The 12532-nt window shown below is 48.6% G+C and carries 9 protein-coding genes; 3 read left to right on the top strand and 6 right to left on the bottom strand.

The features are described from left to right. Nucleotides 1-1114: 1114 nt before the first annotated feature. Genes ACH10T_RS07175 through ACH10T_RS07165 form a run of 3 tightly spaced genes read right to left on the bottom strand, consistent with a single transcriptional unit; the run spans nt 1115 to nt 5435 of the window. Complete coding sequence (locus ACH10T_RS07175; RefSeq protein ID WP_394808629.1) at nt 1115-2224, bottom strand: lipocalin-like domain-containing protein; 1110 nt, start codon at nt 2222-2224, stop codon at nt 1115-1117. Next, entirely contained in the window at nt 2224-4773 is a 2550-nt protein-coding gene (locus ACH10T_RS07170; protein ID WP_394808628.1) for an FtsX-like permease family protein, read from the bottom strand. The genes ACH10T_RS07175 and ACH10T_RS07170 overlap by 1 nt, the downstream gene beginning before the upstream one ends. Further along, on the bottom strand, nt 4770-5435 hold the full coding sequence (locus ACH10T_RS07165) for an ABC transporter ATP-binding protein (protein WP_394808627.1): 666 nt from the start codon (nt 5433-5435) through the stop codon (nt 4770-4772). Before ACH10T_RS07165 ends, ACH10T_RS07170 begins: the two co-directional genes overlap by 4 nt. A gap of 179 nt (nt 5436-5614) precedes the next feature. On the opposite strand from ACH10T_RS07165, the gene ACH10T_RS07160 reads away from it, so the two are divergent. The 3 genes from ACH10T_RS07160 to ACH10T_RS07150 all read left to right on the top strand — a co-directional run bounded on the left by ACH10T_RS07160 (nt 5615) and on the right by ACH10T_RS07150 (nt 8386). Then, nucleotides 5615-5896, top strand: a complete 282-nt coding sequence (locus tag ACH10T_RS07160; RefSeq protein ID WP_394808626.1) for a peptidylprolyl isomerase — start codon at nt 5615-5617, stop codon at nt 5894-5896. A gap of 45 nt (nt 5897-5941) precedes the next feature. Beyond that, the gene (locus ACH10T_RS07155) at nt 5942-6460 is read left to right on the top strand and encodes a toxin-activating lysine-acyltransferase (protein ID WP_394808625.1); all 519 of its coding nucleotides are present in this window, start codon (nt 5942-5944) and stop codon (nt 6458-6460) included. A 162-nt stretch (nt 6461-6622) separates the two neighbouring features. After that, complete coding sequence (locus ACH10T_RS07150; protein WP_394808624.1) at nt 6623-8386, top strand: ABC transporter transmembrane domain-containing protein; 1764 nt, start codon at nt 6623-6625, stop codon at nt 8384-8386. A 161-nt stretch (nt 8387-8547) separates the two neighbouring features. Here the strand turns inward: ACH10T_RS07150 and ACH10T_RS07145 are convergent, their stop codons facing one another. The 3 genes from ACH10T_RS07145 to ACH10T_RS07135 all read right to left on the bottom strand — a co-directional run bounded on the left by ACH10T_RS07145 (nt 8548) and on the right by ACH10T_RS07135 (nt 12166). Further along, nucleotides 8548-9249 carry a phosphorylase gene (locus ACH10T_RS07145; protein WP_394808623.1) on the bottom strand — a complete coding sequence of 234 codons (702 nt, stop codon included), beginning with the start codon at nt 9247-9249 and terminating at the stop codon, nt 8548-8550. Further along, a complete protein-coding gene (shc, locus tag ACH10T_RS07140) occupies nt 9234-11249 on the bottom strand; it encodes a squalene--hopene cyclase (protein ID WP_394808622.1) in 2016 nt (671 codons plus the stop codon). Before shc ends, ACH10T_RS07145 begins: the two co-directional genes overlap by 16 nt. 152 nt (nt 11250-11401) lie before the next feature. Further along, a complete protein-coding gene (locus tag ACH10T_RS07135) occupies nt 11402-12166 on the bottom strand; it encodes a VacJ family lipoprotein (RefSeq protein WP_394808621.1) in 765 nt (254 codons plus the stop codon). Nucleotides 12167-12532: the final 366 nt, after the last annotated feature.

The raw sequence follows: 12532 nt of genomic DNA, 5'->3' as shown, positions 1-12532 counted from the left end.
GTCGATTTCGTGTAGTGAATCGAGAATGCTTCGTCAAATTCTTGCCACAGTATCGCGCCTGCAAGCTTCAACAATGGATCATTGACATCCAACTGCATCAGCAAATCTGTTCCAAACAAATTCGGTTGATAAATCGCACTGCTACGTCTTAGCATTTTTAAGCACCAGTTCGACCAGGGATGTTATTTTAACATCCCTGGTCGCGTTATGCTCAATAAAGCACCCCGCCGCAAGCAGCGGGGTATTAGCTGCGCTCTTCAATCTGCTGGTTTTCAACCAGCTTTCGCCCCAAGGGGCGGAGAATTAAACCCGCAGAGATTAAAATAAATAGTTCTTCTGCATAGAATCAGGTGCTTGTGGATATTTCAGGACCGACGAATTAAGTGAGGATCGTGGACATCAATATTCTTGATGTGCCTTTAAATAAGAAACCCATCTAGCGGATATTACTTATCCGCTAGATGGGTTTTTATGGTTTTTGTTTTTGGAAACATTTGACTGACTCTGCCCTGTCTACCACTTGCACTTGCAGTGATTGGAAAAGTTCTGGTAGCGCCAAAAAACCAATTGCCAGAAGAACTTAATCCACTAAGGACATCAATAATTTTTTTTCAGTCTAGAAAACGCCGTAAACAACTGCTCCAATAGCAATAAAAACAGCTGTCGAAATGAAGAACAATCTTAGAACTTGTGCATCTGTTTCTCTTCTGTTGGTTTCGCTCATAACTAATCTCCTTATTTAAGGTATTTCTTTGATTAAGAATTAAAGTCGACAATAATCGACCTCCCTGTTTACACGATCACAAAATTTTTGTTGTGATCGTGAAACTTTATCTCCGTCCCCAAGATTCACTATTATAGTGAATCTTATTTATTGGAACCGAGTATTTGCTTCGCAATCATCTAGCATCACTTGATTACTGCGGTGACAAATTCTAACTCACATTTAACAACAATGAAAGTATTGAAATTAAGCAATGCCTCTATTTACTGTAAAAATCCACTCAACCCAGCAACATTCTTTCACAGAAACCCTTATCCTGTTTTACTTACAGACTTTTCAAAATCATACTCATCCATTAATTTTAGAATCATCACGGATGAAAATAACATTTCATAATGCTAAAGGTTTCACGTAACCCGTTAGTTCAAGATAGCCACGTCCAGCGGGCTGATCATCTCTGGTCAGTGTCACTGCGCCTTCCCAGTATACCGATCCGGTAGATTGGCGTGAATCAAGTTCCTGATCATCCAGCAAAGGCGTAAGCTGCCATTCAATCGCACCAGTGCGGATATGCATCGCGACAGGATAGATCGCCTCAGTATGCGGCGATTGCCAGGTGCGGATGGGGGTAAATTCCACCTCTTCTGGATTAAAAAATTTAATATCGCCCGATACATCCCGCAATGCGGCGTACGCCCAAACTTTTCCACCATTCTTTTTACGTATTTGAAAAACCATCAAAGAAGAACCATCATCCAGATTAGCACCAACCCAATCCCAACCATCGGCATCCGGATCCAGATAGGCGGTCGACCATTCGTGATCAAGCCAGGCACGGCCAGTGACAGCAACCGGCTTATTTTGCCGAAAAACCGTACCGGTTACACTTAAATGCGGTTCGCTATAGTAATAACTTGCTTGCTCTAGTTTCGGGCCTTTACGGGAAAAACCGTTTTGATCCTGCAGCATCACCATTTGTGTCGGTGTCAATGACAATTTCAAGCCAAAATCACCGGTCCGCATATCCACCTGATAGTGTCCATCCTCTTCACGCACCAGGGTCCAATCATCCAGCTTCACATCGGTATTGCCTGATCTGGCATAAGCCAGATCAAAACCTTCACGAGCAGATTTTTCAGTATGCATCAGCTTGCCTGCGGCAGGATCGGATAACGCCAGATGCGCGATGATTAAATATTTTGCTGCAAAGCGGCTTGGATTGTCATGATTCTGGTCAGTCGCATAACGAAAAAAGGTAACCTGAAAGCCCAGTGGTTTCTTATCCGCTGTCTCCAGCCAGCCGGTGATATACCACCATTCAATACGAAAATCCTGATGCGCGCCATAATCATGCGGAAAGGTCAGTTTATGATCGGGCACGACTGGCAACAGCCGGGAAGATTCAGCGATCGTCGCCGCAGCAACCAAGCTTAGAATCAGCATAATCATGCTGACAAAATGCAAGAAATAACGCCTGCCGGTATTTTTATTCCCCGCCATTACCAATCCTCCCGAACCGCACGTATCACATTCCCGGACACAGCCTGACGCCCGGCCAGCAATGCCGTCAATGCCGCTGAAACCAGCATAATCCCGGCGATCATCGTCAACCAGCCCCAAGGTAGATGCAATTGCATGGTCCAATGAAAAGATTGCGGATTGACAATAAAAACCAGGATTAAACTGATCGCCCAGCCCAACACAAAGCCTAACACAATCCCAAGCAGCGTTAGCAAACCACCTTCCGCAGCCAGCATCGAAAAAATCTGCCGTCGCATGACGCCAATATGCCGCAACATACCGAATTCTTTCGCGCGCGCTAATGTTTGCGCTGAGAAACTGGCCGCCACGCCCAATAATCCAATCACGACTGCCACCATTTCCAATATATAAGTCACCGCAAAACTCCGGTCAAAGATTTCCAAGCTTAATGCGCGCATATCACTCGACCGGGATATCTCCAGCGCTGCACCAAATGGCAATTGCCGTAAATTCGCAATGGCTGCATCCGCCGTCATTCCAGCTTGCAACCACAAAGCAACCGTATTGACACTCAAATCCCCGGTCAATCGCTGATAATCAGACAGTTGCATCTGCACCGCGCCAAATTGACGGCCATAATCACGCCACACACCGGCAACCAGAAATTCTCTGGATGTTGCGTCGACCGGCAATGTCACTTTTTCTCCTACACGGTAACCATATAAATCAACCATCGCTTCCGACACCCAGACCGGCATCACATTTTCAGGTAGCGCCCCCAGCGCAATCCTATCATCCGTCAACGGCAGCGTATTCCGCGCATCGATTCTATCAACAGGGCGGGCAAACAAGGTGATTTCCGGCCGGTTCACATCGAGTGTTAATTGCTGTGTACGGAAAAAATCCACACGATCCAAACCGGGCAGCCCGGCTATCACCTTTTGCGCATCGGGTGGAAAACTGCCTTGATCGCCGGTTGCCGCAGCGCGCACATATAAATCGGCCGGTAACACATGCCCCAGCCAGTCATCGATCGATACGCGGAAACTCGTCACCATGATCGCCATTGCCACCATCAGACTAAAACTGGCCAGTATCCCGCCCAGCGCGATAGCAGCCTGGTTAGGCGCATTTGCCAGGCGCGCCAGCACCAAGGTAAAAACAGCGCTTAACCGGTAACGCTGCAATTGGGTCAGTAGCCTCGAAAAAGCCCATGCCGCAAAACGCGGCATCAACGCAATACCGCCGATCAACAGCAATGCAATGGCCAAATAGCCGAAAACCGGAAGCCCAAAAATGGGCGGTAGCTGTGTGAACAGCAGTGCAATCGCTAAACAAATCACAGCAAACCAAGGCGGTGAGAATTGTGCCATGACCACATCCTCACTGCCGGATCGCAAAGCCAGCGCTGGCTTTGCGCGCGCGGCCTCTAATGCCGGCGCGATACTTCCCAACATCGTCACAATCAGCCCGACCGAAAAGAATGTCACCGCAACCAGTGGATCAAAATAAATGCTGGGCTTAACACCCGGAAAAAAGTTAGTACCCAAATCTCCGCCCAGCAACTGAATCGCCGTAGCTGCGATGGCATACCCTAAGCCCAATCCCAGCAGCGAGCCGATCACCCCGAGGATCGCCCCTTCGGTGATAATTTGCCGCAATAGCTGTTGCCGTGTAAAACCCAGGACGCGCAACAACGCAAATTGCTGGCGCCTCCGAATGACAGATAGCACCTGCGTGGAGAACACCAGAAACGTACCGGTAAACAGCGCCACCAGCGCCAGCATGTTCAAGTTAACCCGGTATGCGCGCGACATATTGGCAATCCGCTTTTCCTGATCGATGGCTTCAGTAACCCGGTACGATTCGCCCAGTTGCTCAGCCAGCTTAACTTTAAACGCTGCATGATTGACACCATTCTTTAGCTTCAACTCGATCCGTGACAATAAACCGAGCTGCTGGAAGCGCCACTGCGCCACACCAATATCCATCACCGCAATGCGTTGCCCTGCCCGCGCCCGCACCAGCCCACCGGCCACGCGCAAGGCAATGGCTTGCAATCCCACATGCAAGGACAGCAAATCGCCTTGCTTCACTTGCAACCATTCCATTGCGGCTGGCGACAGAAAGATAGCATCGCTTGCTAGCCGATCCAGCGTTTTCCCTTCCTCAGTCAATCCCAGCAAATCGGGCGAAATCTGTACCGACCGAAACATATCAATACCAATGATTTTCAGTTTGTGATCGTTTCTGTTTTGCAGTTTACCTGGCACCACCACATCCAATTCCAAAACCGGATTCGCTAACGCTACGCCTTCTGTGTTGGCCAGCAACGGATAAAGCGATTCATCAAAAAATGCTTTCCGGCCATATATCTGCAAATCCGATTGCCCGGAAAGGCTCTTGCTCGCCGCAGAAAATTCATTGAACGCCGCGGCATTAATCAAATGAATTGAAAATGCCATGGCAACGCCGATGGCAATGGCAACGAGTGCCACGATCATTTGTACAAAATGTGCACGCCATTCACCGAATAGCAGCCAACGGGATAACGATGCCGAACTCATTCGCTACGCTCTGGTTTCACCGGATGCAACCCATCCTTGGTCAAATTCAACACAAAATCCGCCGTTGCAGCCGCTGCGTGCGAATGCGTCACGAGAATTCCCATAGCGCCATTGGTTTTTATTTCCGTGCGCATTAATTGGAGAATCTCGTGCGCCGTGTCCGGGTCGAGATTACCCGTCGGTTCGTCCGCCAGCACCAATTTAGGCTGGTGTATCAAAGCCCGCGCAATCGCAACACGCTGCAACTCACCGCCGGATAATTGACGCGGGAAATGATGCCCGCGATCGTGCAACCCCACATCAGCCAGCATCTTTTCCACACGATCTGTTGACGCGCCATTCAGTAATAAAGGCAAGGCAATATTCTGAGACAAGGTCAGATGCGGCAATACATGAAATGCCTGAAAGATGAAACCGAACTGCTCACGCCGCAATTTTGTAGCGGCATCATCATCCAGTGATGAAATGGCCATGCCGTTAATGCGGATCTCGCCAGAATCCGGCGTATCCAACCCGGCAATCAGATTCAACAGCGTCGATTTGCCCACACCCGAATCACCCATGATAGCCACATACTCGCCAGCTTTCAGGGTATACGTTAAATGGGTCAATACCTTCCGCCCTTCCGCATAGGCTTTATTGATATGACATAATTCAAGCATTTGCACTGACACCGCTGGATGTTGGATTACTTTTTAAATTCATTGAAACATACCTCTATGACCCGGATAAACTGTAGAAAGAATACAACCGTGCTTTAACAAACCTATCGATTTATGCTTAAATGTACCACGTAACAAAAATTAATTTTAAGCACTTCTTAAAATACAGGAGAAATCTTATGGCAAAAGCCAGCGCACGTCATATTTTGGTAAAAACTGAAGAACAATGTAACAACCTGAAAGCGGAAATTGAAAATGGCGCCGAATTCGGCCAATTGGCACAACAACATTCGCTATGCCCATCCGGTAAACAAGGTGGCGACTTGGGTGAATTTGGCCGCGGACAAATGGTGAAAGAATTCGATACCGTCGTTTTCAGTGCACCAGTGGGTGAAGTGCAAGGCCCGGTTAAAACCCAATTTGGGTATCATTTGCTGGAAGTGACGAAACGTAGCGATTAGAGCACCTATTTGTCTCAATCAACCACCAGTGATCAGGATAAGGTCATGCCAGATACTGCACCATCATTACCTATTGATAATACCAAGATCCGGCTTTTGACGGGGATCAACCCCGCGCAAGCACTGGGATACGCTGTCAGCTATTTAATGACCAAACCGGCCTTTGCTTGCCTGCAATTCGGACACTGGTCCCGCATTCTGGTCGGACAAATTAATCGCGGCCACTATCTGATTGCCTCAGATAGCGGGCGTATCGTCGGGTTTATCGGCTGGGCACTGACCACTCAGGAGAAGGGCGATATGTGGCTTGCTGGGCAGGGTGAACTCTCCTTCGAAGACAGCAAAGCCGGCGAGATCATGCTGATTAACGCGTGGGCGGCAGAAACTAACGATGTGACGAAAATCATCCTTGAGCGACTACGCGAGATCGGCCGGGTTCAGAAGATGGTCTATTTCAAGCGCCTCTATCCGGATGGACGCATCCATTCCGGGCGCCTCAGTGTCAACACCTTCGTCGACGCGCATATCCGCTCCGCCCGATCCGGCGAGAAACCCAACAACTGAATCTCTACAAAAAACGCGTAATTCGCCCTTACACAACGCCGGCTTGCGTAGAGGAGGATATGCATAACATCAGACGACAACAAACGCTACGGGGTGTGAGAACAATACCGTTACCTCTATCGCCATGTTCGTAAAAAGCCAGCTTTTCAGCACTAGCGATCCATGACAGAACTTCCACACACCACTCAAACCCGCTGGCAGTCCATCAAAAAAGCAGCGCAGTTTATCGCCCCATACCAGCGCCAGGTCATCTACAGCTTGCTGGCTCTATTATTTACTGCAACGATTACCTTATCCATCGGACAAGGTATCCGCTTGCTCATTGATCAAGGATTTGCGACGCAGTCAAAAGATCTGCTGAGTCAATATGTGGTGATCTTTTTACTGCTGGTGATTGCCTTGGCTATTGGCACGTTTACGCGTTATTACTGGGTTACTTGGCTGGGCGAGCGGGTGATTGCCGATATTCGCAGTAAAGTATTTAACCATCTGATTCATCTGCATCCGGGGTTTTTTGAGGAAAACCGTAGCCTCGAAATTCAATCCCGTCTGACTGCGGATATGACTTTACTGCAAACCGTGATCGGGTCGTCCGTATCGTTCGCGTTACGTAATTTGATTATGATGATTGGCGGCATTATCTGGTTATTCATTACGAATACAAAACTGGCTGCACTGGTAACAATCTGTGTGCCGCTGGTGGTCATTCCGATTTTGATTTATGGCCGCCGCGTTCGGCATTTGTCGCGTCAAAGCCAGGATAAAATCGCTGCGGTCGGCGCGTATGTCGGTGAAGTACTTGGTCAGATCAAAACGGTGCAAGCCTACAATCATCAATCCATTGATCAGCGCAAATTTCACGACCAGGTAGAAGAAGCCTTTGCTGTCGCCAAACAGCGCGCCACGCAACGCGCATTACTGATCGCCATCGTCATCCTGCTGGTGCTGGGTGCCGTGGGATTAATGTTATGGGTGGGCGGCATTGATGTGATTGAAGGCCGTATTAGCGCGGGTGAATTGGCTGCTTTTGTGTTCTATAGCGTCATTGTCGGTTCCGCCGTGGCTTCTATTTCGGAAGTGATTGGTGAGTTACAACGCGCCGCCGGTGCGGCCGAGCGGACGATGGAATTATTACAAGCACCGAATCTGATTCAGTCGCCTGAAAAACCCCAGCCATTACCGGAGGTATCCGGAAATATCGACATCGAGCAATTGTGCTTTGCCTACCCTTCCAGACCTGACGTGCTTGCTATCGATCATTTGACACTCACTATCCGGGCGGGAGAAACTCTGGCCCTGGTAGGTCCTTCGGGCGCAGGAAAATCTACGTTGTTTGATCTGTTGCTGCGCTTCTTTGACAATCAATCCGGCTGTATCAAATTGGAAGGTATCGATATCCGGCACCTGGATATTTTTGCCTTACGCCGGTGCTTTGCCCTGGTCGCGCAAAACCCGGCTTTATTTTATGGCACCATCAGTGACAATCTGCGCTATGCCCGCCCCGATGCCAGTGATGCGGAAGTGGAAGCTGCGGCCGATGCCGCCTACGCGCACGATTTTATCAGCAAATTGCCACAAGGCTATCAAACACAGTTGGGAGATTCCGGATTGGGGCTTTCGGGCGGGCAAAAGCAACGGCTGGCCATTGCACGCGCCATATTGGCTGACGCACCGATACTTTTATTAGATGAAGCCACCAGCGCGCTGGATGCGCAAAGTGAATTTTGGGTGCAGCAAGCGCTGCAACGACTGATGCGCAACCGTACCACACTGGTTATTGCCCATCGTCTGGCAACCGTGCAATCAGCCGATCGTATTGCCGTGCTCGATCATGGCCGTCTGGATGCATTGGGGACGCACACCGAATTGCTACAATCAAGCGAGTTGTATGCACGGCTGGCTGCGTTGCAATTACAACCGCAATAAGAAACCTTATGCCGATTGGTCGGTTACTTGACTATTAACAGGCAAAACTATCTGCGTTGCCGCTGCGGTGTTAAAAACAGGCTAAAAATGCTCATTTATCACACATAAATTGCGCTTTATCGCCTGTTTTTGCCTTGCATCGGCTGCCTCGAATACGCTTTTCAACAGCCTGTTAAGCCCGGACCGGCCAATTGAATCACGCGTGATAATGTTTTGCGTGCGGCACGCATCCCCGCCCCCATTTGCATGAGCGTAGTTAAATGGACAGAGCGCTTGAGTATCAATGCCGTCAGACGAATGGGATTTACCCTGCCATCCGGATAGACGGCCCCGAGAAGTGCTCCCGGGGGTGAGAATTGAAGCGGATCGATGATGGCACGCACCGCGATAAACGGAATGCCCGCCGCCGCCGCTACTGCTGCAATCGCAGCGCTTTCCATATCCACCGCACAGGCACCCGTTGCTTGCGCCAGATCCAGCTTTGCTTTGGTACCTGTCAATGGCATATCACTGTTCGCTAAGATACCATTCTGTACGGTAATATCTGCCGGTAGCAAATTTTGCAGCCGGTCTCGCCAGGCTATATTTACCGATAACTGGGTATCCACATGTATCGCATCCGGCAAGACTAAATCGCCCGGCTTCAAATCCGGACTCAGTGCACCGGCAACACCGAAACTCACCAATGCCGTTACGCCATGCTGATGTAATCCTTCAGCCGCTGTCCGAGCGGCCTGAGCACCCATACCACTGAGCCACAAAACCGCCAGGTCATCAACCAGTATGGTTGCATTGAACGGAACATGCGCCGAAGACACGCAACTGGCCTCAGCCCGTAAGGCTGTTATCAGTCCGATAGGCACGCAGCGACTGTTCTGGTCAACGCACGGTAACGTGCCAGCGCCCATAATGGGAAGAATTTTGAGTAACCGTGATAGCGCAAATAGAAAACACGCGGAAAGCCGGGCGCGGTGAACCAAGGTTCTTCCCACAAATGGTCACTTGATTGATTGCGTAATAAGTAATTAATGCCTCTGCGTACCGATTCACTGTTTACCTCACCGGCTGCCATCAAACCCAGCACAGCCCAAGCGGTTTGAAATGCGGTACTGGTCTCGGGAAACTTACCAGCAAGTTGGATATCCAGATAAGAGTCGTTGGTTTCACCCCAACCGCCATCCGCTCTTTGCACGGACTCCAACCACTGCACGGCACGGCGCACCGATTTATGTTGCATATCAAACTTGACCAAACGGAATGCTTCCAGGACAGACCAGGTGCCATAAATATAGTTAGTACCCCAACGCCCGAACCAAGCGCCGTTGGATTCCTGTTCCCGCAACAAATAGCTGATACCGCGCAGCACAGCATGCTGGTGATGCGATTTACCGTATTTTCCAAGAAAACCAACACAACGCGCTGTCACATCGCTGGTCGGCGGATCAATCAACGCACCGTGATCAGCAAAAGGAATCTCATTGAGATAGTGGTAAGTATTGTCGATGTTAAAGGCTGCAAAACCGCCATTACGCGATTGCATGCCACAGAGCCAGTTGGCTGCGCGTTCCAGGGGCTTCTGATAACGCTCTGCATCGCTCTGATCCATTGCCCAGGCAACTGCCGCGGTATCATCGAGGTCAGGATAATGCGGATTCGCATATTGAAAAGCCCAACCGCCGCCTGGCAAATCCGGACAGTTATCGCGCCAGTCACCCGGCTCATCCAGAATCTGTTGTTCCACCAGCCAATCCAGCGCCTGCAGCACCGGTTTCTGATCCGTCGTTGGATCTTCCTGTAACGCCAGACTTGTCAACACGGTATCCCAGACCGGCGATGTACAAGGCTGACACCAAACACGTTCTCCTTCATCGACTAACAATCCGCGCAATGCATTGCGACACTGCACGCGATTAGGATGATCATACGCATAGCCTAGTAATGCCAATGATTCATGCGCATTGACCATGGCTGGGAAAATAGCACCGATGCCACATTCTCCATTCAAACGTTCAAGGGTCCAGCTTTCTGCGCGGCGTATGGCGTATTGACGTACTGACTGGGGAAGTCTGGGTTCCACTCGCGACAGTACGCGCTCAGTCAACATAAAAATGCGTTTCAACAGCGTTTCCGCTTTTGGGAAATAGTTCTTTTCTTCTTCCGGTGGAATGATAAACAGCTCGCGAATGTGCACTTGCCGCGGATTAACAGCGCGCGCCTTCATCGTGCACAGAATGGACAAAGGCACCATCACGGTACGTGACCAGTAAGAAACCTTGCTGAGGTGAAAAGGAAACCAGCGCGGCAGCAAAACAAGTTCTGCAGGCACAACGGGTACACCACGCCAAGGAATCTGGTCATACATTGCCAGCAACAAACGGGTAAAGACATTGGCCTTGGCTGCACCGCCGCGTTCCAGAATGGCTTCCCGTGCACGCACCATATGGGCTGCCTCGGGAGAGTCGCCCACCAGTTTCAGGGCATAATACGCTTTAATGGTACAACTGATATCAAAAGCACCGCCATAATACAACGGCCAGCCACCGTGACTCAGATCCTGTTTATCACGGATAAAACGCGCTATTCTGGTTTCTAATAAAACATCCACTTCATCCATGAAATGCATCATCAAAATATACTCTGCAGGGATTGTGCAATCCGCTTCCAGCGGGAAACACCAATGCCCGTCCGTATTTTGTAAAGACAACATGGCTGCGCGAGCTTGGGTAAATTTAATTTCCAGCTCACTGGCATTAATTGATTCCTGATTCAGGTTTGATGCCGCATTCGATAAATTTGTCTCGTCCTTAAGAGCAGAATCACCCTGTTGCTGCGATATATCCGATATTCTTTGAAACCCGTCCATATTCCTAAGCGCCCTATTTATTACAAATATCCCAATAGATTTAATGCCTATTATCAATCTTGTTTGGCCGAAATGGATTTTTCACATAAGACCTCTTCCTGTAAATATCTGACAATCTAGTTTAAATCATCTGACTATCAGGCCTTGTTTAATCATAATTTCTTTTCTTTTTTTATTTTTGTTTTTTCTGATTCTTTTTCAAAGGGATTGTCCTGAAAAGGATCATAGTAAAGGTCTAATGGCAACTTGCCATCATGAATTAGAAATTCACGTTGCTGTAACGATGCTTCACGTACAAACAAGTAAGGATCCAGCGCGGCTTCATCACGAATACGCATTGGACCGGATAAACGGGCGCGCTTGTCGATAGCACCCAGAATAGTTAAAGGGGCAGCAAACGCTGTACCCACTGCAAGACCAGTGTAAAAAAGTACATTGGTAAAAAGTCCCACTGGAATATTGGTTACGTCACGTTCACTGCTGGGACCCAGAAGCGGAATAAACAAATAAGATCCAGTATTCACACCCCATACACCTAATGTTTGCCCAAAATCTTCATCATTCTTTTTTAGCCCCATGTGGGTTGCCATATCGAAAAAGCCAAACATACCGACCGTTGAGTTCACAAAAAAACGTAGTGTGTCTTCAGCGCCCTGTTTGACTTTGCCTTGTAAGAAAGAATTCAGAACAACATTCGGATAAGACAGATTATCGTAGAAATTCCCAATAGACCGCTGGGCATCGCTGGGCACATAATCAATGTAGACATTCACAATCGGCTCAAACAACAAACGATCAACGCGATCAGTAAAATTATAAGAAGCTCTATTTACATTTTCGAGCGGATCAATCGGATCTAAATGCTGATCACTATTCTTTGCCGTTGTTGCACAACCTTGAAAAATTGTGATACACAAAGATAATACAATAATAATTAGATAGTTATGATTTACTATTGAACTTATATTTCTCAAAATTCCGATCTTCTCACTCATTTACTTATAAAACAATCAGCCTTCAAACTTTCTTCAGCAATGCAGACGTCGTATTATAAACCCGCTACTCAGTAGCCATTCCATTTGATAAACAAGTGCGCGAACACTCAGGTAAAATGGCACACAATTTTAAAAAACTTTTGAGCGGCAGTCAGAAACATCTTAACGTTAATTTCACACTCGCTTCTACCAGCCTGTTCTTAAGTGCATTTCCGGTCAAAATTGATTCAGCCGCAGTATACACTACTCCCTCAATATCGTGCTTCGCCACCCCCGCAAAATAACTCG

Source organism: Nitrosomonas sp. (genome assembly GCF_043753625.1).
Taxonomy (GTDB): domain Bacteria; phylum Pseudomonadota; class Gammaproteobacteria; order Burkholderiales; family Nitrosomonadaceae; genus Nitrosomonas.
This window is presented reverse-complemented; position numbering and strand designations above follow the sequence as displayed.

What these genes read in the sequence shown, in the direction of transcription:
- ACH10T_RS07170 (WP_394808628.1), bottom strand. Translation starts at nt 4,773, where the DNA reads ATGAGTTCGGCATCGTTATCCCGTTGGCTGCTATTCGGTGAATGGCGT.
- ACH10T_RS07175 (WP_394808629.1), bottom strand. Translation starts at nt 2,224, where the DNA reads ATGGCGGGGAATAAAAATACCGGCAGGCGTTATTTCTTGCATTTTGTC.
- shc (WP_394808622.1), bottom strand. Translation starts at nt 11,249, where the DNA reads ATGGACGGGTTTCAAAGAATATCGGATATATCGCAGCAACAGGGTGAT.
- ACH10T_RS07150 (WP_394808624.1), top strand. Translation starts at nt 6,623, where the DNA reads ATGACAGAACTTCCACACACCACTCAAACCCGCTGGCAGTCCATCAAA.
- ACH10T_RS07155 (WP_394808625.1), top strand. Translation starts at nt 5,942, where the DNA reads ATGCCAGATACTGCACCATCATTACCTATTGATAATACCAAGATCCGG.
- ACH10T_RS07165 (WP_394808627.1), bottom strand. Translation starts at nt 5,435, where the DNA reads ATGCTTGAATTATGTCATATCAATAAAGCCTATGCGGAAGGGCGGAAG.
- ACH10T_RS07160 (WP_394808626.1), top strand. Translation starts at nt 5,615, where the DNA reads ATGGCAAAAGCCAGCGCACGTCATATTTTGGTAAAAACTGAAGAACAA.